This is a genomic window from Tenacibaculum caenipelagi, assembly GCF_004363005.1.
In the GTDB taxonomy this organism is placed as follows: Bacteria; Bacteroidota; Bacteroidia; order Flavobacteriales; family Flavobacteriaceae; genus Polaribacter; species Polaribacter caenipelagi.
In genome coordinates this window covers 32,879-54,950 of the sequence record NZ_SNYH01000003.1, presented here as the reverse complement: position 1 = coordinate 54,950, position 22,072 = coordinate 32,879, and the positions used below count along the sequence as shown (strand labels likewise).

General features: G+C 32.1%; 20 protein-coding genes and 1 riboswitch. Of the genes, 9 read left to right on the top strand and 11 right to left on the bottom strand.

Annotation, left to right across the window (positions count from 1 at the left end):
* Positions 1–17 precede the first annotated feature (17 nt).
* The 4 genes from DFQ07_RS06600 to DFQ07_RS15515 all read right to left on the bottom strand — a co-directional run bounded on the left by DFQ07_RS06600 (position 18) and on the right by DFQ07_RS15515 (position 3,620).
* Positions 18–2,228 (bottom strand): peptidase domain-containing ABC transporter, encoded by a 2,211-nt coding sequence (locus DFQ07_RS06600; protein ID WP_133535502.1) that lies wholly within the window; start codon positions 2,226–2,228, stop codon positions 18–20.
* Positions 2,221–2,748, bottom strand: a complete 528-nt coding sequence (locus DFQ07_RS06595; protein ID WP_133535501.1) for a peroxiredoxin family protein — start codon at positions 2,746–2,748, stop codon at positions 2,221–2,223. Before DFQ07_RS06595 ends, DFQ07_RS06600 begins: the two co-directional genes overlap by 8 nt.
* 2 nt (positions 2,749–2,750) lie before the next feature.
* Positions 2,751–3,374 carry a hypothetical protein gene (locus tag DFQ07_RS06590; RefSeq protein WP_133535500.1) on the bottom strand — a complete coding sequence of 208 codons (624 nt, stop codon included), beginning with the start codon at positions 3,372–3,374 and terminating at the stop codon, positions 2,751–2,753.
* 69 nt (positions 3,375–3,443) lie between these two features.
* Positions 3,444–3,620: a hypothetical protein gene (locus DFQ07_RS15515; RefSeq protein ID WP_166627733.1), complete on the bottom strand. Its 177-nt coding sequence runs from the start codon at positions 3,618–3,620 to the stop codon at positions 3,444–3,446.
* A gap of 452 nt (positions 3,621–4,072) precedes the next feature.
* Positions 4,073–4,178: riboswitch (SAM riboswitch) on the top strand.
* Positions 4,179–4,231: 53 nt separating this feature from the next.
* On the opposite strand from DFQ07_RS15515, the gene DFQ07_RS06585 reads away from it, so the two are divergent.
* The 5 genes from DFQ07_RS06585 (at position 4,232) to DFQ07_RS06565 (ending at position 10,887) form a co-directional block, all read left to right on the top strand.
* Positions 4,232–5,248, top strand: coding sequence for a homocysteine S-methyltransferase family protein (locus DFQ07_RS06585; RefSeq protein WP_133535499.1), 1,017 nt, complete (start codon positions 4,232–4,234; stop codon positions 5,246–5,248).
* 3 nt (positions 5,249–5,251) lie between these two features.
* The gene (metH, locus tag DFQ07_RS06580) at positions 5,252–7,927 is read left to right on the top strand and encodes a methionine synthase (protein ID WP_133535498.1); all 2,676 of its coding nucleotides are present in this window, start codon (positions 5,252–5,254) and stop codon (positions 7,925–7,927) included.
* Positions 7,928–8,221: 294 nt separating this feature from the next.
* Positions 8,222–9,178, top strand: coding sequence for a methylenetetrahydrofolate reductase [NAD(P)H] (gene metF, locus DFQ07_RS06575; RefSeq protein ID WP_133535497.1), 957 nt, complete (start codon positions 8,222–8,224; stop codon positions 9,176–9,178).
* Between the two features lie 432 nt (positions 9,179–9,610).
* The gene (locus DFQ07_RS06570; protein WP_133535496.1) at positions 9,611–10,096 is read left to right on the top strand and encodes a tetratricopeptide repeat protein; all 486 of its coding nucleotides are present in this window, start codon (positions 9,611–9,613) and stop codon (positions 10,094–10,096) included.
* A 2-nt stretch (positions 10,097–10,098) separates the two neighbouring features.
* The gene (locus tag DFQ07_RS06565; RefSeq protein ID WP_133535495.1) at positions 10,099–10,887 is read left to right on the top strand and encodes a PhzF family phenazine biosynthesis protein; all 789 of its coding nucleotides are present in this window, start codon (positions 10,099–10,101) and stop codon (positions 10,885–10,887) included.
* 291 nt (positions 10,888–11,178) lie between these two features.
* Here DFQ07_RS06565 and DFQ07_RS06560 read toward each other — a convergent pair whose 3' ends face one another.
* Positions 11,179–12,741 (bottom strand): hypothetical protein, encoded by a 1,563-nt coding sequence (locus tag DFQ07_RS06560; RefSeq protein ID WP_133535494.1) that lies wholly within the window; start codon positions 12,739–12,741, stop codon positions 11,179–11,181.
* Between the two features lie 132 nt (positions 12,742–12,873).
* On the opposite strand from DFQ07_RS06560, the gene DFQ07_RS06555 reads away from it, so the two are divergent.
* The 4 genes from DFQ07_RS06555 to leuB are packed head-to-tail and all read left to right on the top strand — an operon-like array spanning position 12,874 to position 17,141.
* Complete coding sequence (locus DFQ07_RS06555; protein ID WP_133535493.1) at positions 12,874–14,049, top strand: 2-isopropylmalate synthase; 1,176 nt, start codon at positions 12,874–12,876, stop codon at positions 14,047–14,049.
* The gene (gene leuC, locus DFQ07_RS06550; RefSeq protein ID WP_133535492.1) at positions 14,049–15,431 is read left to right on the top strand and encodes a 3-isopropylmalate dehydratase large subunit; all 1,383 of its coding nucleotides are present in this window, start codon (positions 14,049–14,051) and stop codon (positions 15,429–15,431) included. The genes DFQ07_RS06555 and leuC overlap by 1 nt, the downstream gene beginning before the upstream one ends.
* A gap of 1 nt (position 15,432) precedes the next feature.
* Positions 15,433–16,014, top strand: a complete 582-nt coding sequence (gene leuD / locus DFQ07_RS06545; RefSeq protein WP_133535491.1) for a 3-isopropylmalate dehydratase small subunit — start codon at positions 15,433–15,435, stop codon at positions 16,012–16,014.
* Positions 16,015–16,025: 11 nt separating this feature from the next.
* Complete coding sequence (gene leuB, locus DFQ07_RS06540) at positions 16,026–17,141, top strand: 3-isopropylmalate dehydrogenase (protein ID WP_133535490.1); 1,116 nt, start codon at positions 16,026–16,028, stop codon at positions 17,139–17,141.
* 143 nt (positions 17,142–17,284) lie between these two features.
* Here leuB and DFQ07_RS06535 read toward each other — a convergent pair whose 3' ends face one another.
* The 6 genes from DFQ07_RS06535 to argH all read right to left on the bottom strand — a co-directional run bounded on the left by DFQ07_RS06535 (position 17,285) and on the right by argH (position 22,041).
* Entirely contained in the window at positions 17,285–18,541 is a 1,257-nt protein-coding gene (locus tag DFQ07_RS06535; RefSeq protein ID WP_133535489.1) for an alpha/beta hydrolase-fold protein, read from the bottom strand.
* A 106-nt stretch (positions 18,542–18,647) separates the two neighbouring features.
* A complete protein-coding gene (locus DFQ07_RS06530) occupies positions 18,648–19,016 on the bottom strand; it encodes a nuclear transport factor 2 family protein (RefSeq protein ID WP_133535488.1) in 369 nt (122 codons plus the stop codon).
* A 10-nt stretch (positions 19,017–19,026) separates the two neighbouring features.
* Positions 19,027–19,770 (bottom strand): SDR family NAD(P)-dependent oxidoreductase, encoded by a 744-nt coding sequence (locus tag DFQ07_RS06525; protein WP_133535487.1) that lies wholly within the window; start codon positions 19,768–19,770, stop codon positions 19,027–19,029.
* 4 nt (positions 19,771–19,774) lie between these two features.
* Positions 19,775–19,969, bottom strand: a complete 195-nt coding sequence (locus DFQ07_RS06520; protein ID WP_133535486.1) for a tautomerase family protein — start codon at positions 19,967–19,969, stop codon at positions 19,775–19,777.
* A gap of 120 nt (positions 19,970–20,089) precedes the next feature.
* Entirely contained in the window at positions 20,090–20,653 is a 564-nt protein-coding gene (locus DFQ07_RS06515) for a Crp/Fnr family transcriptional regulator (RefSeq protein WP_133535485.1), read from the bottom strand.
* A 110-nt stretch (positions 20,654–20,763) separates the two neighbouring features.
* Positions 20,764–22,041 carry an argininosuccinate lyase gene (argH, locus tag DFQ07_RS06510; RefSeq protein ID WP_133535484.1) on the bottom strand — a complete coding sequence of 426 codons (1,278 nt, stop codon included), beginning with the start codon at positions 22,039–22,041 and terminating at the stop codon, positions 20,764–20,766.
* Between the last annotated feature and the right edge of the window lie 31 nt (positions 22,042–22,072).

The window sequence follows — 22,072 nt, the reverse complement described above, 5'->3', positions numbered from 1 at the left end:
TTATATTGCTATTATTTTTATACATTGTTGGCAACAGAGGGTTCAGTACTTGTTTCAAATTCCAATTCAGTCCAAAAGTCGCTATAAAAATTCTTTGATTCCATTAACTTTTCATGGTTTCCAAAGTCAGCTATAATCCCATTTTCCAATATATAAATATGGTCAGCAATTTTCGGTAAGGAATGTAATCTGTGAGAAATGAAAATAATAGTCAATTTAGATTTTAGTTTCCTTAATAAGTTTAAAACAAACTTTTCTGTTTTTCTATCCATTGCAGATGTAAATTCATCTAGTAGGACTAATTGAGGCTTCTTATATAAAACTCTCATTAAGGCAATGATTTGTTTTTGACCACCAGATAAATTAATACCTTCTTCTCCTAAAATTGTTGCAAAACTTTGGGGTAAGCTATTGATAAATTCAGTAAATCCATATTCCTCACAAAATTTTTGAATATTTTCATTTGTGTCTTCTTTACCTAATAATAGGTTAGATATTACATCACCGCTAAATATGGTAATTTCTTGTGGAATAACCCCTATAATATTACGCCAATCTTCTGTGTTTATTTGAGTGAGTTCATCTTGATTATTGATAATTATTGATCCGTTTTCAAATGAATAAAACTTTTGAAGTATTTGGCCTAATGTGCTTTTACCACTTCCGCTTTCACCGACAATTGCAACACATTGATTTTTATGAATGGATATATTAATATCTTTAAAAAGTTCTTTTCTACCAGCAAAACGAAACGAAAGTTTTTTGATTTCTAAAGAATTAAATTTTGATAATGCTATACTTCCTTTATTTTCTGTTTTTATTGAAGTAAATTCATGCATTCTATTAAATGCAACTTTGGCTTCATTAATTGGAATTGTAATTAGTGCTAAACTTGCAACAGAAGGCAATAGTGAGCCTGCAGTACCTAATATAGCCATTAACACCCCTAACTGCATTGTTTCATTGTATACTTGTAAGGATGTATAAATTAAAATGCCTATTAAAAATAATACATTAAAAATACCTGAGAATATTGATAAACGAACATTTATTTTACCAAGAATAAACACTTTTTCTTGAAAGTTACCATAAATTAATTGATTGATTTTTTGAAAAATAGATTGTCTATTATTATTTTTTATTGTGGCAACACCTTGAATAGAACTGATATAATTACTTTCACTATAAGCGTAACTTTGCATTACTTCCTTTTGTGCATTGATGATTCGTTTATTAAAACTAAAAATTAATAAAAAGTAAAAAGGTAAACTTAAAGAAGCAATTAAACCTATTAGCCAAGAATAATAAAATAAGAAACCTAAAGAAACAATAGTAACTAATACGTTTATTACAACGTTACCAATAATTTGACTTATAACTCTTTGAACACGTTGAGTGTCATTTAACCTAGCAACCAATTCTCCAATTTTACGCGTATCAAAAAAGGGTTTTGGCAAATTAAGTAACGAGGAATAAAAACTATCTATAATACGATTGTTAAAGTCTTTCGTTTGGTGAATAAGAAAATAATCTCTTAAAGCTGTAAGCAATATTCTAACCAATAATAAGAAAGCTAATAGAGTAATGCCTGTAATAAGTTTATTAAAATCTTTTGAAGGTAGGATATCATCTATTAGTTTTTGTGAAAATATAGCCATTGCCATACCTAAAATAGCAATACCTAAACCTAAAATGATACTAAAACCGATTAATTTAGAATCTTCTTTTACTAATTTTATAAACCATTTTTTTTTATTATTTCTTTTTGTTTTAGATTTTATAAAATTATCATTTGGACTTAATGTTAAACAGGTTTTGGATTTCCAAATTTTTTCTAATTCTTCTTTTGCTAGATAGATGATACCTTTCGATGGGTCGCCAATTATGAACTTATTGTCTTCAAACCCATAACATATTACATAGTGTTGCAAATGTTCATCAATAACAACGTGTAGTATTAATGGTTTTTTATGGTCTATGATTGCTTGTATATCTGCTTTATTCCCTTGTGCAGAAAAACCTAGTTGACTGGATGCTTGATATAGACCTAAGAGTGTTGTACCTTGTTTTGTTGTACCACTTAATTCTCTTAGTTTTTCTAAAGAATTTGAACCTTTATAATATTTAATAAGTGATAATAAACAGGTCACACCACAGTCTGACTGGTCGTGTTGTAATGTGAAAGTTTGTTTTAAATATTTTTTAGATAAATTTATTGGTTTAATCATTTTGATTTAATACTTTTAAAATTCCTTTAGCATTTAGTTGACCATTTTGTTTTTTAATCAATTCTTTATTTTTATTGTAGATTAAAATATACGGAATAGAATTAGCATTAAATTGACGAGAAAAAAGGTAATCGCTATCATATAAAAAAGTAATATTAGATTTATTATTTAAATTATATTTTTCTGAAAATTGTTTGATAACTTTTATTCTTTCTGAGGAAACAAAAATAAATTGAACATCTTTAAATTTATTTAGGTTTTGACTAATATTTTTTGCTTCGTGGTGGCAAAAATCACAATCACTATTGAAATAAATAAAAATAGTTGGTAAACTTGGTTTTATTTTTGAATTTGTAAAGGAGTTGTTATCTAAAGTTTGTAGTTTAAACTTTGGAATGGTTTGTATTTGTTTTGCTATCTCATCTTTTTCTTTTGATTTGGTGATAACACTGTAACTGAAATAGAAAAGTATGCTTACAATACCAAAAATGACAATAAAGAGTACTTTTTTCTTGTCCATAATTAACTCATATTTAAGATTAAAAACATAGTGCCAATTACCCAAATTAATAAGCCAGTACCATAACTACTTGCCACGATCAATAAACCTTTTTCGGTTGTGTCATTAATTTCTTTACCAATTAAGTAAGCCAAAATAAACCAATAAGCGACTTCAAATAAATTTAACACCTGAAAAGGATAAATGAACCAGGTTTCTAAACCACGATAGTCAACAATATTTAATGCTGACAATGGATAAAAGTTTTGTATATCTTCTAATGTATAGTCTGTTTGGAAAGTTAAAAACCAAATAGTTTTAAATATAGCTACTAATAGAAATATATATTCTCCATTAACAACAATCCTAAATAGTTTTTTGTATTTTATTTTTATGTCAAAAAAAAAGCAACCGATATCTAATATCCCAGCAATAATAATAATTTTAATTAATACTAATGTAGGTGTAATAATATAACTTAACCATTCCCATTGTCTTTGAAAATTTATAAAACCCTGTATCTGGTCATTTGTTAACTCTTCTGTAATTGAGGAAATAATTAAACTATCTAAATTAAGAATTTCTTTAAATAGGTAATTAAAAGTAATTGTAAGTAAAAGAAGAGTTACGAGTTTTAAATTATTCATAATTATATTTAAAAAACCACCAACTTAAGTTTATTTAAGTTGGTGGTTTATATTTAATGTGATTTCAGTTTATGCTGGATTAAAAGTATCCGAATCACCATACCATTTACACATTGCAGCCTCATAAACGTACAATCCACTAAGTGCCATTTGTCCTGCAGTAATTTCTTTTAATAAATATTTAGCAGCACTACAGTGTCCAGAACCACTAATTTCTTCCATTTGATTTAAGTTTAAATTTTTCATAAAAATAATTTTTAAGTTATGCCATTCAATTTTATTGTAATTATAGAAATTGTGAATGACGTTGGCCAATTTCTATATGCTTTTTAAGTTACAGTTATCAAAGAATAATATTAAATAACAAGATAATTTTATTCTTTACCTCAATCGTTTGAGTGATAAGCTTTGTTACAAGCTTGTTTATATAAGCACTTTTATTGCTCTTATATAAATAAGAATGGATATACATAGAGTAACTTTGTTATCTTTTTATTTTTGTAGCTAAGTTCCTTGTTGGAATAATCAGAAAAGGAAATGGTAGCAATTTTATTTTTCTTGTTTCTGACGCCAAATATAAAACAAAATTACTTTATATACCTAATAGTAAAGTGTTTTTTCTTTTTACTTAATTCCAAAATAAAAATTGGGTAAATAAAAAATAATACTATAACTTTGCCCCGTTCATTAACGTATTGATGTTATCAAGAAAGGTGGAGGGAATAGACCCTTTGAAACCTTAGCAACCCTTTGTGGAAACAAAGAAGGTGCTACATTCTACTGCTTTTAGCAGAGAGATAACGAAAAGAATTTTTACTTCCTCTTTTCCTGATAACATTATATAGTAAATATCAGGAATGTCAAACATTTATCAAGAAATACAAAAACGAATTCTCGTGCTCGATGGCGCTATGGGAACCATGCTTCAGGAATATAAGTTTACTGAAGAAGATTTTCGTGGAGAGCGCTTTAAAGAGTACCCAACACCGTTGCAAGGAAACAACGATTTGTTGTCCATTACACAACCCGAAGCCGTAAAAGAAGTACACAGAAAGTACTTTGCGGCAGGAGCAGACATTGTGGAAACCAACACTTTTTCAGGAACTACTATTGCCATGGCAGATTACCAAATGGAAGATTTGGTATACGAGTTAAATTACCAATCTGCCAAAATAGCCAAAGAAGTCGCTGAAGAGTTTACGGCAAAAGAACCGCACAAACCTCGTTTTGTAGCAGGTTCTATTGGACCTACAAACCGTACGGCAAGCATGTCTCCCGACGTAAACGACCCGGGGTATAGAGCGGTAACTTTTGACGAATTACGTATTGCGTATAAACAACAAGTAGAAGCCTTAATAGATGGTGGATCTGATATATTGTTAGTAGAAACTGTATTTGATACTCTAAATGCGAAAGCCGCTTTGTTTGCTATTGAAGAAGTGAAAGCAGAACGAAATATAGATATTCCTATTATGGTTTCAGGAACAATTACCGATGCTTCTGGAAGAACGTTATCAGGGCAAACAGCCGAAGCTTTTCTAATTTCAATATCACATATTCCATTACTTTCAGTAGGATTTAATTGCGCTTTAGGAGCCAATTTATTACAACCTCACTTAGAAGCCATTGCTTCTAAAACAGAGTTTGCTATTTCTGCACATCCCAATGCAGGATTGCCTAATGCCTTTGGTGAGTATGATGAAACACCAGAAGAAACCGCCAATCAGATAGAAGAATATTTGAAGAAAAATTTAATCAATATCATAGGTGGTTGTTGCGGTACCACGCCTAAACATATTAAAGCCATTGCAGAGGTAGCAGCGAAGTACAAACCACGTCACGCTGAATTTATTTCGGTATCACAAAATAGTTAGTAAATGAGTGAGGAAAGAAGATACATGAAATTATCGGGGTTAGAACCGTTAATTATTACACCCGAAAGTAATTTTATCAACGTAGGTGAGCGTACAAACGTAGCAGGATCTCGTAAGTTTCTTCGATTGATAAAAGAAGAAAAGTTTGATGAGGCCTTAGCGATAGCACGCCATCAGGTAGATGGAGGCGCACAAATCATCGATATTAACATGGATGATGGTTTGATTGAAGGAAAAGAAGCGATGGTGCGTTTTTTAAACTTAATTGCTTCCGAACCCGATATTTCTAGAGTTCCTATCATGATTGATAGTTCTAAATGGGAAATCATTGAAGCTGGATTGCAAGTAGTACAAGGAAAATCGGTTGTAAACTCTATTTCTTTAAAAGAAGGAGAAGAAAAATTTATTTGGGAAGCTACCCAGATAAAACGATACGGAGCTGCAGTAATTATCATGGCTTTTGATGAAGTAGGACAAGCAGATACTTATGAACGTAGAATCGAAATTGCAGAACGTTCCTATAAAATATTAGTGGACATCGTTCACTTTCCACCAGAAGATATCATTTTCGATTTAAACATTTTTCCTGTAGCTACGGGAATGGAAGAGCACAGAAAAAATGCGTTAGATTTTATAGAAGCTACCAGATGGGTACGCGAAAACTTACCGCATGTAAGTGTGAGTGGTGGTGTAAGTAACGTGTCGTTTTCTTTTAGAGGAAACAATGTGGTACGTGAAGCGATGCACTCGGTATTCTTATACTATGCCATCAAAGCAGGGATGAATATGGGAATAGTGAATCCGACAATGTTAGAAGTCTACGATGATATTCCGAAGGATTTATTAGAACATATTGAAGATGTTGTTTTAGATAGAAGAGACGATGCTACTGAACGCTTATTAGAGTTTGCCGAAACGGTAAAAGGAAATAAAAAAGAAAGTAACGAGCAGGTTTTAGAATGGAGAACACTTCCGTTACAAGACCGTATAACACATTCTTTAGTAAAAGGAATAGATGCTTTTATAGAAGAAGATGCTGAAGAAGCACGCTTAAGTGTTGCAAAACCGCTACATGTAATTGAAGGACATTTAATGACTGGAATGAACGTAGTAGGAGATTTGTTTGGTGAAGGAAAAATGTTTTTACCGCAAGTGGTAAAATCTGCCCGAGTAATGAAAAAAGCCGTGGCGTATTTAAATCCGTTTATTGAAGCAGAAAAAAGTGAGGAACAGAAAGCCATCGGAAAAATATTAATGGCAACCGTAAAAGGAGATGTGCATGATATTGGTAAAAATATCGTATCAGTAGTATTAGGCTGTAACAATTATGAGATTGTCGATTTAGGGGTGATGGTTCCGCCAGAAAAAATCATAGAAACCGCTAAAAAAGAGAACGTAGATGCCATCGGTTTAAGTGGACTGATAACACCTTCGTTAGATGAAATGGTGTATTTAGCCAAAGAAATGGAACGTCAAAATCTGGAGATTCCTTTATTAATAGGAGGTGCAACGACCTCTAAAGCTCACACCGCTGTAAAAATAGATACACAGTATAAAAATGCGGTGGTACATGTAAATGATGCTTCAAGAGCAGTAACCGTAGTAGGAGATTTATTGAACAAAGAAACATCTAATGAATATGTAGCTAAAATGAAGAAAGATTATGAGGAGTTTCGTGATAAGTTTTTGAAACGAGGAAAACAGAAGCACTACATTTCTATTACAGAAGCAAGAGAACGAAAGTTTATAATAGATTGGAACACCACTAATATTATTAAACCTAAAGAATTAGGAGTGCAAAAATTAGAACAGGTAAGTTTAAAAGAACTTGTGCCTTATTTTGATTGGAGTCCTTTTTTCCGTTCGTGGGATTTACATGGAAAGTTTCCAGATATTTTAGAAGATGAAGTGGTAGGTACAGAAGCAACTAACTTGTATGAAGATGCTCAAAAAATGTTGCAACTCATCATCGAAAAGCAAGCGTTAAAGCCTAAAGCAATCTTTGGGTTATTTGAAGCGAATACTATTAATAACGATGACATTTCTGTACAAAAGAAAGGAAAGGAAGTTGCTATTTTCAGAACCTTACGTCAGCAATTAAAAAAGAGAGATGGTAAACCAAGTTTTGCCCTGGCTGATTTTGTTGCTCCAAAAGAAACTGAAAAACAAGATTATATAGGAGCCTTTTGTACAGCCATTTTCGGTGCCGATGAGTTGGCATTGCAGTACAAAGGGAACCATGATGATTATAATGCAATTATGACACAAGCTATTGCCGATCGTTTTGCAGAAGCTTTTGCAGAATATCTACATCATCGAGTGAGAACTAAGCATTGGGGCTATGCTTCCGAAGAAAACTTAACCAATGATGAATTGATAAAAGAAACTTATAAAGGAATACGTCCTGCACCAGGATATCCTGCATGTCCAGATCATTTAGAGAAGGAGACAATATGGGAATTGTTACAAGTAGAGGAAAACATAGGGGTAACCTTAACAGAAAGTTTAGCGATGTGGCCAGCGGCAGCAGTTTCAGGTTATTATTTTGCCAATGAAGAAGCTAAATATTTCGGATTAGGTAAAATAACAGACGATCAGGTAAGAGATTTTGCAAAACGAAAAAACATAACATTAGAGAAAGCCAGAAAATGGTTGCATCCAAATATATCAGACAATTAATAATAATTTAAAAAACCAATAAAAAGAGCGTATTTAATTAACAATAACTTTTAAGTTATATAAGATAAAAGCTAAAAAGCCATAGTAATATTGCTGTATAAAAAATCAGGTACGATGAAACCTATATTATTTCTATAATTAGGCTACATCTGACAATTGAGAAATCATAAAAATCAACAGATGAAAAAATATCAATTAGAAATCAGGTTTGCAATTCAGTTAGCTATCATGGCAGTTTTATCATTGTTTGTAGCTTCACTTATGTAGTTAAATACGCCTTTGTAAGATAGACTTATGAAGGTAACAGAACACATACAAAATGCTAACGGAACATCGTTGTTTTCGTTTGAAATACTCCCACCTTTAAAGGGAGATACTATTGATTCAATATTTAAAAATATTGATCCGTTAATGGAGTTCAATCCTCCTTTTATAGACGTAACGTATCACCGAGAAGAGTACGTGTATAAAGAGTTAGAAAACGGGTTGTTAAAAAAGCAGGTGGTAAAAAAGCGTCCAGGTACGGTAGGTATTTGTGCGGCAATTCAAAATAAATATCAAGTAGATGCCATTCCGCATATTTTATGTGGAGGATTTACTAAAGAAGACACCGAGAACTTCTTAATTGACCTTGATTTTTTAGGTATCGATAACGTAGTTGCATTGCGTGGAGATGCGGTAAAAAGTGAAACCTATTTTAAGCCCGAAAAAGAAGGTCATGCCTATGCAAGTGAGCTAGTAACTCAAATAGAAAGTTTAAATAAGGGAAGGTATTTAGATGATGATTTGCAAAACTCCTCAAAAACTGATTTTTGCATAGGTGTTGCAGGATATCCTGAAAAACACATGGAAGCACCAAGTTTAGATTCAGATATTCACTTTTTAAAGAAAAAGATTAAAAACGGAGCTAGTTATGTAGTAACTCAAATGTTTTTTGACAATCAAAAGTATTTTGAGTTTGTAGAAAAATGCAGAGAGGCAGGAATTACAGTTCCTATTATTCCAGGATTAAAACCTATTTCAACCAAAAAACAATTGAATTTAATTCCGCACCGTTTTAAAGTAGATTTACCAGATACTTTGGTGAAAGAAGTCGTGAATTGTAAAGACAATAGTGAAGTGCGTCAAGTAGGAGTAGAATGGTGTATTGCACAAAGTAAGGAGCTACAACAAAAAGGAGTGCCTATTTTACATTACTACTCAATGGGAAGATCAACCAATATTCAACAGATTGCTGAGGCAGTTTTTTAATATAAACAGTCATTTCGAACCGAGTGAAACGAAGTGTGAGAAATCTTATGAAAATGAGTAACTTAATTTAATAAGATTCCTCCTCAGTTGCTTTGCAACATACTTTCAATCAAAATATATCTTGATTTCAGTAGCGTTCGTAATGACGTAAGTAATATAAAAGCAAAAAAAACTTGTTCACGTCATTGCGAACAGAGTGAAGCAATCTGTAAATCGACAAACAGATTACTTCGTCGTATCCTCCTCGTAATGACTTCTTGTCATTCCGAACGGTAGAGAGGAATCTCATCCAATAGAGCAAGAAATAATCTTAGAGGTTCAGCTTACATTATTACAAAGAAATAATGAATTATTACCGTTAACACTAATTAACATAACTAGTTGATACAGCAAAGTTGAAAGTAATATATTTACATGTTAAATAAAGAAAACATGGAAGAAAAATTAGCTAAAGCAATAGCGTTAAGAAGTGATAAAAAATATTCTGAATCTGAAATAATATTAAAAGAGTTAATTAAAGATTTTCCTAATGAAGCTAAGATTTACTATCATTACGCTTGGCTTTGTGATAATATGGAACGAGAAACTGAAGCTAGACCAAAATATGAAAAAGCGCTTGAATTAGGGTTGGCAGGAGAAGATTTAATTGGTTGTTATCTAGGACTTGGAAGTACCTATAGATGTATAGGAGAATATGAAAAGTCAATCGCTCTTTTAGATAGAGCGATTAAAGAATATCCATCAAATAATGAGTATAAAGTTTTTAAAGCTATGGCTTTATATAATGTGAATGAGTATAAGGAAGCAATGAATTTATTATTGAATGTTATTGCTAGTACAAGTTCAGATAAAGGAGTTCAAGAATATCAAAAAGCGATTGAGTATTATTCTGATAAATTAGATAAAACTTTTAAATAGAAATGAAATTACCATTGTATCAAATAGATGCTTTTACAGATAAAGTATTTGGAGGAAATCCAGCCTGTGTTGTACCATTGCAAGATTGGCTGCCAGATGAGGTTCTTTTAAAAATAGCTAAGGAAAATGCTGTAGCAGAAACAGCTTTTTTTGTTGATAAAGGAGAGAAAATACACTTAAGATGGTTTACTCCAGAAATTGAAATGGATTTGTGTGGACATGCAACACTTGCTACTGCTCACTGTTTGCACTCAATTTTAAATTACCCTCATAATGAAATAATATTTGAAACCTTGAGTGGTGATTTAACTATTACCATTCAAGAAGACTTTTATTCTATGGATTTACCTTCGAGAATGCCTGTCGTTTCAGAATTACCTCAAATAATTCAAAAATCTTTAAATATAGCACCTAAAGAGGTTTTAAAATCGAGAGATTATGTATTAGTCTATGATTCAGAAGAGCAAATAAAAAATGTAAAAGTAGACCGACAAATCTTTGATCAAATAAATCTTGATCCAGGTGGTGTAGTAATTACTGCTAAGGGTGATGAATGTGATTTTGTGTCAAGGTATTTTACACCACAATCCTCAATTTTAGAAGACCCTGTTACAGGATCTTCTCATTGTTCATTAGTACCTTTTTGGAGTTCAAGATTAAACAAAGAGAATTTGGATGCTATACAAGTTTCTGAAAGAGTAGGAGTGCTAAAATGCGAAAATAAAAAGGATAGGGTCATAATTAGTGGTAAAGCCAAAACATATTCAGAAGGAAACTTGTGGATAGAGTAAAATGTGTTTAAAGAATTGTCATTTCGAACCGAGTGAAACGAAGAGTGAGAAATCTTATGAAAGTAATTTATTAGTTTTAAAGAGATTTCTCCCTTCGGTCGAAATGACATGTTTATGTTCAGTCTTACTTACGTCATTGCGAGCGATAGCGAGGCAATCTTTGTGTTTTTAGTTAGGAATAAAAAGATTACTTCACTCATACTTCGTTCGCAATGACGTACCAAAGTATACCGTCATAATAAAGAGTATAATAACATGGTTATCTCATTATGACAAGTAGTAAACAAAATATTATTTTTGAGTGCTAACAAACTTCTCCTGAATAATTTGTGCAACAGGTTTGTTTTCTATTTTACTTTCAAGCCAAGAGAGAATATCCAAATACAAAAAAGCTCTTTTTTCATAAGGATGATTCTCATATACTTTTAATCGATCGTATATCTTCTTAAACTCCTTTTTTATTTGATGCGGATATACATCACCTAATGCTTTTATTGAAGAGATAAACTCTTTTTGAACTTCTTGTAGATTCTCCATTTTTAGTAAAAAACGATAAGTATCTTTAAATTGTCGTTCTAAATCGTAATCCAATCCGCATTCATAATGAGCAATTAAACACAATACTCTGGCAAAACATTGTAAGTCTTGTGCTACGTCAATATTTTTAGATTTGATGATTTTATTTAAATATAAAATACACTCTTTGTTTTTGCCCATACCAAAGTACAAACAAGCTATTTTGTAGTAAAATACAACAATATGATGCGTGTCTAAACGATCTTTGTATTCATTAATTTTATCATTAATAATGTCTACTAAATATTCACCTTCCGAAAAATTGCCTTCTAAGAAGTGTAAATGCAATTTATTGGCATAGTAGTATAAAAAGGTAAGGATTTCAGTATTGCTATTTTGAGGAATTGTTTTGTTCTTAATTTCCTCTTCGAATAAAGAAAGCTCCTCTTTAAATTTATCATAGTGTTTTATAAAAAATAAGCTTTCTAACAAATAATTTTTCCCCTTTAAGTAAAAAACGGGGTGTAAATAAATATTTTTAGGATCCCTTTTAAATAAGTCTACCCACTTGTTAGCATATTTATAGCTCTGTAAAAAATCTTGCGTTAAAAAACTGTGCCATAAATGTGCTTTGTACAACCATAACTTTTCTCTAAACCCTAAATTTTCATAGGTGTATTCAGGTAACTTAGAGTTAAAATAAGAATTTACTCGTTGTAGTTCCTCATCGTTTTTTACGTAACCATTTTTTAATAAAGTTCCATATAATTGTAGTGATAGGTTAGATAATTTACTTGCAATGACATTTTGCTGACTCAGTTCTTTTGCTTGAACAGTTAGTTCATCAGAACGTGTATCAATACTTCTAGTAATGTATTGACTTTCAATAACTTTTTCCAGTTCTACAATTTCATAGGCAATGTTTTTTTCTTCATTTTCAATAGCCATATTTTTTGCTTTGTCAAGGAGCTTTAAACTTTGTTTGTATAATCCTTTTTGATACAAAACCGTAGCAAAATCTAACTGTTCTCGTATTTGAATCCTGATATTTTTATGAGCAGGATTCATGCGAAGACTAATTAAAATTTGCTTGTATAAATGGGCCTTTAAATTTGAAAGTTGCTGTTTGCTTACCACACCACTATCAATGATAGCTTTTTCATTGTAACATTTTTGTTTTTCTAACAATTTAAAAAGCGCAAAAAATTTCGCATCTACATTGCCACCTAAACGCCCAACATATAAATTAAATTGACGTTTTTCTGATTTTGATAAGGACTTTATCAAAACAAATAATGTGTCATTTTGTTGGTTGACGAATGTAATTTGTTTACGCATAACTTTTTGTTTTTCAGTATTTTATTTTTATTTCTTGTTGTTTTGGTATCGTAACTAACCTCTTTAAAAAGAGTTCGTTAGAAAAGCCAATATATACATTTGGATTTTATTTTGATAATCATAGTCAGATTTATGCAAAGCGATAAAATTCAAATTTTTGATACTACATTAAGAGACGGAGAACAAGTCCCAGGATGTAAATTAGATACTCAACAAAAACTAATTATTGCCGAAAGGCTCGATTTTTTAGGAGTTGATGTAATTGAAGCAGGTTTTCCTGTGTCGAGTCCAGGTGATTTTACTTCAGTACAAGAAATAGCCAAATTGGTTAAAAACGCTTCAGTTTGCGGTTTGACAAGAGCTGTAAAAAAAGATATCGAGGTAGCTGCTGAAGCCTTGAAATTAGCAAAGAAACCTAGAATCCATACAGGTATTGGTACCAGTGATTCTCATATTCAATATAAATTTAATGCTTCAAAAGACGAAGTAATTAGACGAGCAAAAGAAGCCGTTTCGTATGCCAAGAATTTTGTAGACGATGTAGAGTTTTATGCAGAAGATGCAGGTAGAACCGATAATGCTTTTTTAGCAAAAGTTTGCGAAGAGGTTATCCAATCAGGAGCAACAGTATTGAATATTCCTGATACTACAGGGTATTGCTTGCCAGAAGAGTACGGAGCAAAAATAAAGTACCTAAGAGAACACGTAAAAGGTATTGAAAATGTGATTATTTCTTGTCACTGTCATAACGATTTAGGATTGGCTACCGCTAATTCTATTGCAGGAGCCATAAATGGCGCGCGTCAAATAGAATGTACCGTTAACGGAATAGGTGAGCGTGCTGGAAACACAGCTTTAGAAGAAGTGGTCATGATTTTAAAGCAGCACCCATATTTGAACCTTCAAACGGATATTAATACCAAGTTGTTATACGATACAAGTATGATGGTTCGTGAAAAAATGGGAATGCCTGTACAACCAAATAAAGCTATTGTAGGAGCTAATGCTTTTGCACATAGTTCAGGAATTCACCAAGACGGAGTTATTAAAAACCGTGAAACTTACGAAATCATCAATCCGGCTGATGTTGGTGTTAATGAAAGTGCTATCGTGTTAACAGCGCGAAGCGGAAGAGCAGCTTTGGCGTATCGAGCAAAAAAAATTGGATATGAATTAACCAAAATTCAATTAGATACTGCCTATAAAACCTTCTTACAGTTTGCGGATAGACAAAAAGAAGTGATTGATGAAGATATTCACCAAATTATGAAACAAGTTAATAAGATATCAAAAGTAGCCATAGCCTAATGGGAAAGACATTATTTGACAAAGTATGGGATGCACACGTGGTTGACACTATTAAAGACGGCCCACAGATTCTATATATCGACAAGCATTTAATTCATGAAGTAACAAGTCCGCAGGCATTTAATGAATTGAAAGAGCGTAATATTCCAATTGCTAGACCTGATAAAACAGTAGCGACAGCCGACCACAATACGCCAACCGTAAATCAACATTTACCTATAAAAGACGAATTGTCACGAAACCAATTAGAGCAGTTGACAAAAAACTGTGAAGAAAACAATATCACCTTATACGGATTAGGACATCGTTATAACGGAATAGTACATGTAATGGCTCCAGAATTAGGAATTACACAACCAGGAATGACTATGGTTTGTGGAGATAGTCATACCTCAACACATGGAGCTTTCGGAACGATAGCTTTTGGTATTGGTACAAGTCAGGTAGCACAGGTATTTGCAAGTCAATGCTTGTTATTAGAAAAACCTAAAAGCTTACGAGTAAATGTGAACGGAAAGCTGAAGAATGGAGTATTACCAAAAGATGTAATCTTATATATTATTGCCAAATTAGGGACAAATTCAGGGACTGGATATTTCTGTGAATATGCAGGAAATGTGTTTGAAGAAATGTCTATGGAAGGTCGTATGACCGTTTGTAATATGAGTATTGAAATGGGAGCTAGAGGAGGTATGATTGCCCCAGATGAAACAACTTTTGAATACGTAAAAGGACGTGAGTTTGCTCCAAAAGGAGAAGAGCTTGAGAAGAAAGAAACCTATTGGAAAACGTTGAAAACGGATAAAAATGCAGTATTTGATAAAGAATATTCGTTTGATGCAGAAGATATTGAACCGATGGTAACTTATGGAACCAACCCAGGAATGGGGATTAAAATTTCTGAAAATATTCCCCTTTTAAATGATGCTTCCTTTGAAAAGTCATTGCAATATATGGATTTTCAAAAAGGAGCATCTTTAATAAATAAACCGATTAATTATGTTTTCATTGGTAGTTGTACAAATTCTCGAATTGAAGATTTTAGAGTCGCTGCCAATTATGTAAAAGGAAAGCAAAAAGCACCTAATGTGCATGCATGGTTAGTACCTGGGTCACAACAAGTAGCAAAACAAATTAAACAAGAAGGATTACAAACCATTTTTGAAGAAGCAGGTTTTCAATTACGTCAACCAGGATGTTCTGCTTGTTTAGCAATGAACGACGATAAAATTCCAGCAAAAGAATACTGTGTTTCTACATCCAATAGAAATTTTGAAGGGCGTCAAGGGCAAGGAGCACGTACCATTTTAGCAAGTCCGTTAGTTGCAGCAGCCACAGCTATTGAAGGGAAAATAATAGACATTACTAAACATTTAAATTAAGATGGAAAAGTTTGTAAAACTGATAGATACAGCCATACCATTACCTACAGAAAATATTGATACAGATCAAATTATACCTGCACGCTTTTTAAAATCGACAGACAAGAATGGTTTTGGTGATAATGTGTTTAGAGATTGGCGTTATAAAAAGGATGGAAGTATAAATGAAGATTTTGTATTAAACAATACGAATTATAGTGGAAGTATCTTAATCGCTGGTGATAATTTTGGTTGTGGTTCTAGTAGAGAACATGCAGCATGGGCGTTAGCAGGTTATGGTTTCAAGGTAGTTATCAGCAGTTTTTTTGCTGATATTTTTAAAGGAAACGCCTTGAATAATGGTATTTTACCAATACAAGTTCCAAAAGATTTTTTAGCACAGCTTCTTAAAAAAGTTACCGATGTACCCGATACAGCGATAATCATTGATTTAGAAAATCAAGTATTAAAAACTCCCATTGGAAATGTAGATTTTGAAATCAATTCATATAAAAAATTATGCTTGTTAAATGGTTATGACGATATTGATTTTTTAATCAGTAAACAAAATGAAATAAAAGCTTTTGAAGCAAAAATGGTATAAAAAGAAATCATATGAAGTACAATATAACCGTAATTCCAGGAGATGGAATAGGACCTGAAGTAACCGAGCAGGCAAAAAAAGTGCTAAAAGCAGTTGGTAATGTATTCGATCATACTTTTTTATTTAAAGAAACATTGATGGGAGCTTGCGCTATTGATCAAACAGGAAACCCATTACCAGAAGAAACTATTGAACTATGTAAAACTAGTGATGCTATATTATTTGGAGCTATTGGAGATCCAAAATACGATAATGATCCTACAGCAAAAGTACGTCCAGAACAAGGCTTATTGCGTTTACGAAAGGAGTTAGGCTTGTTTTGTAATGTGCGTCCAGTAAAAGCATATGATACGTTGATTCATAATTCACCTTTAAAGAAAGAAAGAATTGAAGGAACAGATATCGATATTTATAGAGAATTAACAGGCGGAATTTACTTTGGTATTAAAGAACTAAGTGATGATGGAAAACATGCTTTTGATGGTTGTTCTTATACAGTTGAAGAGATTGAACGAATGGCACATTTAGCATTTCAATCAGCACAGAAAAGACGTAAAAAACTAACTTTGGTTGATAAAGCTAACGTGTTAGAAACCTCAAGGTTGTGGCGTAAAACAGTTACGGCCATGGCAAGTGACTACCCTGATGTTGAAGTAGACTTTTTATTTGTAGACAATGCCGCAATGCAGTTAATTTTAAATCCGAAACAGTTTGATGTAATTTTAACAGAAAACCTTTTTGGAGATATTCTATCAGATGAAGCCAGTGTTATAGGTGGTTCTATTGGTTTATTAGCGTCTGCTTCTGTTGGAAAAGAAAATGCTTTGTTTGAACCTATACACGGTTCTTTTCCACAAGCAAAAGGTAAAGATATTGCGAATCCTTTAGCTTCTATTTTATCAGCTGCTATGTTATTAAAACATTTAGGTTTGTTACAAGAAGCTCAAGTAGTAGAAGCTGCAGTAGAAAAATCACTAGAATTAGGAATCACAACTCAAGATATTAATCCAGAAAACGCATTTTCAACCAGTAAAGTTGGCGATTTTATTGCAGATTACATCTATAATCAAGAAGATAGTAATATCAACTTTCAAAATGTACATATGGGTCAAAGTACCATTATTTAATCAATTAGTTATTTTTTGCAAAGAAAGGCTACTTATAAAAATAAGTAGTCTTTTTTCTTTTAAAAACCAGTCAAAATAAAACGGCTGAGTTTACTAAGTGGTTAGGAGTTTAACAAATACAATTTAGTAGTTAATAATTAAGTCTAACCCTTTTTAATCTTTTCTTTTATATTGTTTATTCTTTGTGCATAGTAATCATCAGGATTAATTTCAAATGCTTTAGCAGCAAATTTTAATGCATTAGTATAATCATTACTTTTTTCATAGAAATCAACCATAGAATTATAAGGTTTAGCATTATTAGGATAAAACTTTATAGCAAATTCAAAAAACATTTTAGCTTTTTTCAAGTTTCCCATGTCCATACTCATATGACCTAGGGCATCAAAAAGATCTTCTGGATATGGAGGGACTACATACCCAAAATAAGTTTCAAGTTTTTTTGCACGGTAATTAACAAACTTGAATAATTCTTCCTTGGAAGTATCTGGAGAGTTAAATTTGTCTGTATTTTCCATTTGATACCATTTAAAATTGAAAATCAAACCATCCATAATAGATGGAAAAGGTATAGTACCGTGTATGTCATTAGGATAGAAAATCCATTTGTACGCAAGCCCATTTTTGCTATGATCTTTTACCATATTTGAAAAAGCAATATTAGCTCTGGGAAATGATGTTGATTCAGAGGTATCTTGCATTACATTATCTATATTAATATCTGGGTTTTGTGGATGTAATTGTCCATTCAAAGACATAAATAAAGATTTACCCTTATAAGTGCTTTTAGAAAATATTTGTTGAGCATCAGATAATAATTTCTGGTTGTCCCAATCTAGACTAGGATCAATAGCAAGATAATTGGTGAAAAGATATGGAGTTTTAAGTAGTGTGTACATAACAAACAAACCTCCATAAGAATGACCAATTAATGTTCTGAATTGGGTGACTGGGTATTTACTTTCTACAAAAGGAATTAATTCACTACCTATAAATTTATTAAAATTATGAGCTTCTCCATTTTCTTCAGTAAAAGGCATACCGTATTTTTTATCAATTTTTGAAGTGGTTAAGTCTCTAGTTCTATTGTTGGCATTTGAAATACCAATTAGAATCATTTCAGGAGTAAAACCACCACTATAATACCTTTGTACATCATTAACAGTAGGAAGAAATACTTCACCATCTAAAATGTAAGCAACCGGATACTTTTTTTTAGAGTTGTAATCTCCTGGTAGTTGAACATAAAATTTTCTGTATTCTTTTAGTGTTTTCGAATAAATACTATCTATGGTACCAACTTTTTGTAAAAATTGATTGTCATTTTTGGTTTGACTCACTATAGATTGTTGGAAGAAAAAAATCAATCCAATTACAATTGAGATTTGTATCTTATTCATTAGGTATGTTGAATTTAGCTTATTTCATAAAAAAAATAAATGTAAATGGTTTTTACCAAAATAAAAAACGGTTCAAGTTAAAACTTAAACCGATTTTGGTATATGATTACGCTACATGAGTAAAAATCTTAGCTACAATTTTCCAATCATCATCTACTTTTGTTAAAGATAAGTAGTCGTAATAATTATAACCTAACATAGGTACATGTAGTTTTACCATAGCAATGTTTCCCATAATATCAATTCCTACAATTTTCATGTTAAAGATTTCTTTTAGATCATTTGGGCTTTGTCTGTTAGCAACACCTTCAATATAGGCATCAGCATTTTTAAAATAGTCCACTCCTTTAATATCTCCGTAAATAGGAGTATTGTTGTGAAAACAAGCTTGAAGTTTTTTAATATCTCCATAAAAAATACCTTCAAAGTAATTGGTAATTAAATGTTCTATTGCTGTTATGTTCTCTATATACATGATTTTCGTTTTAGATGGCATGACCAACAGTATGACCTCCAGCCACATTAATAGTTTCTCCTGTGACAAAATTTGAAAAAGCTAAATAATAAGCAGCTTCAGCAATATCATTAGTTTCTCCAATTCTGTTTAATAAGTGTAAACCAGCTAAACTATCGGCATTTTCAATACCTATTTTTCCTTGTAATGGACTTCTAATAATCCCTGGAGCTATGGTGTTAACTTTAATATTGTCTTTACCAAACTCTGCGGCTAATTGTCTAGTCAAGGTATGAATTGCACCTTTGCTCATTAAAGGAGCTGTTGCGGGAAAACCAGCAATGGCATGATCAACTAAAACAGTTCCTATGTTTATTATCGCGCCACTTTTTTGAGCTACCATGTTTGGAATAGCAGCCTGTGAAGCAAAGTAGGTTCCTTTTAAGTTTACATTCCAATACAATTCTAAATCATTTTCTTTAACCTCTAAAAAAGGCTTAGGAGAAAATATTCCAGCATTATTAATCAATACATCTATAGAGCCAAATTTTTCCAGAGCTAATGTTACCAGTTTATGACTAGTTTCTTGTTTACTAATATCTCCAATAAGATATGTTGCATTTGCAGGAGAACCTAGTTCCTGAAAAGTATTTAATAAGTTCTCTTGGTTAGAAGAATTCATAACTACGTTAGAACCTTTCTCTATAAAAAGCTTCGCAATTTCTTTACCAATTCCTGTTGATGCTCCCGTGATAATTACTGTTTTGTTTTTCATGTTTTTATTTTTTTGTTCCTGTATATTGTTTACCATTATGTCCCCAATTACCTAAAGGAATTTCTTCAATAACTATATGAGTAGTTGCAGGATTTTTTTGAAGTACATCCACTAAAAGCTGTGTAGTTCCTTCAATAAGTAGACGTTTTTGTTCTTGAGTTACCTGTTCATCAGTAACTTTAATGTTTACGTAAGGCATAATAATATGTTTTAAAATTATGCTACAAAGTTGCGACGAGGGTACAATTTTACATAGGAGCTATGTCACTTCTTTAAAGTGATGTAGGTCACACAAAGGAGATAAATAAAAGGAGAAGAATTACGAATTAAGTCTGCTGAGAGTTTCTCTAGATACTCCTAAATAGGCAGCAATCATTTTTTTAGGAACTCGTTGAAAAAGGGTAGGGTATTGATCTAATAGTTGATCATATCGCTCTTTGGCAGAATTTTGTAAAAGAGAAACAATTCTGTTTTGCAGGGCTATTCTCCCCATTTTACTCTTTTTAGCCCAAAAGCGTTCCATTTTGTGCATCTTGGCAGTTAGTTTATCACGGTTTTCGTAAGTAATGTATAGTAGCTCACAATCCTCAATACAATCAATAGCTGTTTTAGAGGGTTGTTGTTTTACAAACGATTCATAATCGGTAATCCACCAATTTTCCATTGCAAACTGTAAAATATGTTCTTTACCACTATCTTCAATAAAATAGCTCTTTACACAACCTTTAATTACCCAATATTCTTTATTTGCAATTTCGCCTTCTTGTACTAAATATTGATGTTTACGTTTTTTTATAGACTTGAAAAAGCTTAAGATATACTCAAATTCTTCATCGGTAAGAGAAATAATTTCTTCAATGTGTTGTCGTAAAGGGTGTGTCATTCTATGATAGTAGCGAAATATTATTTTGATGTAAATTTAGTCAAAAAGAAGTAGAGGAATTGTTTAGGAGTAAGATTCTATGAAACCTTACTCCCAAAAAAAAAATGAATTTAAAAACTGTTTAGTTTTTCTCGTATTTTTTCCAAGCACAAATAATGAATACTTCCTATATGCGTGTGTTTTTTTGAGGTATCGGGTGTATACGTTCCGTTATTTACTTCACCACCAATTTTTTGGTAGGCTTCTCTAAAACTCATTCCGTTTTCAACAAGCGTATTGATATTGTCTACTGTGAATAGATATTTGTATTTTTCATCCTGTAAGTCAATATCTTTTACAATAACTTGCTGAATAGCGTAATCAAAAATATCTAGCACATCTTTTAACTCTTCAAAGGCATTGATGATATTTTCTTTTAATAACTGATAATCTCTATGATATCCACTAGGTAAATTGTTAGTGATTAGCAAAGTTTCAGTATACAAAGCTTGAATTTTATTACACTTTCCCCTAATCAATTCAAACACATCAGGATTCTTTTTATGCGGCATAATGCTACTACCTGTGGTTAATTCATCAGGAAAAGAAATAAAGTCATAGTTTTGACTCATATATAGGCAGATATCCATCGCAAAACGAGCTAGTGTATTACTCACGCTACCTAACGCCATGGTAAGGGTACGCTCACTTTTTCCTCTACTCATTTGTGCAGCAACCACATTGTATTTTAAGGTTTCAAAACCTAGTTCTTTTGTGGTGAATTCTCTATTGATTGGAAAAGAACTACCATATCCTGCGGCAGAACCTAACGGATTTTGATCTACTGTTTTTAGCGCTGCATTAACCATGTGTAAATCGTCAATTAACAATTCAGCATAAGCAGAAAACCATAATCCAAACGAAGAAGGCATTGCAACTTGTAAGTGAGTATAGCCTGGTAATAGCTTGGTTTTGTATTGCTCTGCTAGCTGTAATAATGTATTAAACAGCGTTTTTGTTTTATCTGAAATCAACTGTAAGTTGTCTTTATAATACAATTGCAACGCTACTAAAACCTGATCGTTTCTTGAACGTGCTGTATGAATTTTCTTACCAACTTCACCGCACATGTTGGTCAATTCGAACTCAATTTTAGAATGCACATCTTCAAATTGAGCATCAATTATAAAGGTATCGTTTGCAACTTGTTGTTGTAGCGTAGCAATTCCAGCATTTACTTGTGCTAACTCTTCCGAAGTAATAATACCGATGGAGGCTAACATTTTAGCATGTGCTAAAGAAGCTTGTAAGTCATGCGGTGCAATGTGTAAATCTATTTCTCTATCGTTTCCAACAGTGAAATGTTCTATTTTTTTATCGATGGATAAACCTTTGTCCCAAAGTTTCATTTTTTTATGTTTTTAATATGTCATTGCGAGC

What these genes read in the sequence shown, in the direction of transcription:
- DFQ07_RS06560 (WP_133535494.1), bottom strand. Translation starts at nt 12,741, where the DNA reads ATGCGTAAACAAATTACATTCGTCAACCAACAAAATGACACATTATTT.
- DFQ07_RS06520 (WP_133535486.1), bottom strand. Translation starts at nt 19,969, where the DNA reads ATGCCTTACGTAAACATTAAAGTTACTGATGAACAGGTAACTCAAGAA.
- metH (WP_133535498.1), top strand. Translation starts at nt 5,252, where the DNA reads ATGAGTGAGGAAAGAAGATACATGAAATTATCGGGGTTAGAACCGTTA.
- DFQ07_RS06555 (WP_133535493.1), top strand. Translation starts at nt 12,874, where the DNA reads ATGCAAAGCGATAAAATTCAAATTTTTGATACTACATTAAGAGACGGA.
- metF (WP_133535497.1), top strand. Translation starts at nt 8,222, where the DNA reads ATGAAGGTAACAGAACACATACAAAATGCTAACGGAACATCGTTGTTT.
- DFQ07_RS06590 (WP_133535500.1), bottom strand. Translation starts at nt 3,374, where the DNA reads ATGAATAATTTAAAACTCGTAACTCTTCTTTTACTTACAATTACTTTT.
- DFQ07_RS06525 (WP_133535487.1), bottom strand. Translation starts at nt 19,770, where the DNA reads ATGAAAAACAAAACAGTAATTATCACGGGAGCATCAACAGGAATTGGT.
- DFQ07_RS15515 (WP_166627733.1), bottom strand. Translation starts at nt 3,620, where the DNA reads ATGAAAAATTTAAACTTAAATCAAATGGAAGAAATTAGTGGTTCTGGA.
- DFQ07_RS06570 (WP_133535496.1), top strand. Translation starts at nt 9,611, where the DNA reads ATGGAAGAAAAATTAGCTAAAGCAATAGCGTTAAGAAGTGATAAAAAA.
- DFQ07_RS06515 (WP_133535485.1), bottom strand. Translation starts at nt 20,653, where the DNA reads ATGACACACCCTTTACGACAACACATTGAAGAAATTATTTCTCTTACC.
- DFQ07_RS06535 (WP_133535489.1), bottom strand. Translation starts at nt 18,541, where the DNA reads ATGAATAAGATACAAATCTCAATTGTAATTGGATTGATTTTTTTCTTC.
- leuC (WP_133535492.1), top strand. Translation starts at nt 14,049, where the DNA reads ATGGGAAAGACATTATTTGACAAAGTATGGGATGCACACGTGGTTGAC.
- argH (WP_133535484.1), bottom strand. Translation starts at nt 22,041, where the DNA reads ATGAAACTTTGGGACAAAGGTTTATCCATCGATAAAAAAATAGAACAT.
- DFQ07_RS06595 (WP_133535501.1), bottom strand. Translation starts at nt 2,748, where the DNA reads ATGGACAAGAAAAAAGTACTCTTTATTGTCATTTTTGGTATTGTAAGC.
- DFQ07_RS06600 (WP_133535502.1), bottom strand. Translation starts at nt 2,228, where the DNA reads ATGATTAAACCAATAAATTTATCTAAAAAATATTTAAAACAAACTTTC.
- leuD (WP_133535491.1), top strand. Translation starts at nt 15,433, where the DNA reads ATGGAAAAGTTTGTAAAACTGATAGATACAGCCATACCATTACCTACA.
- leuB (WP_133535490.1), top strand. Translation starts at nt 16,026, where the DNA reads ATGAAGTACAATATAACCGTAATTCCAGGAGATGGAATAGGACCTGAA.
- DFQ07_RS06585 (WP_133535499.1), top strand. Translation starts at nt 4,232, where the DNA reads ATGTCAAACATTTATCAAGAAATACAAAAACGAATTCTCGTGCTCGAT.
- DFQ07_RS06530 (WP_133535488.1), bottom strand. Translation starts at nt 19,016, where the DNA reads ATGTATATAGAGAACATAACAGCAATAGAACATTTAATTACCAATTAC.
- DFQ07_RS06565 (WP_133535495.1), top strand. Translation starts at nt 10,099, where the DNA reads ATGAAATTACCATTGTATCAAATAGATGCTTTTACAGATAAAGTATTT.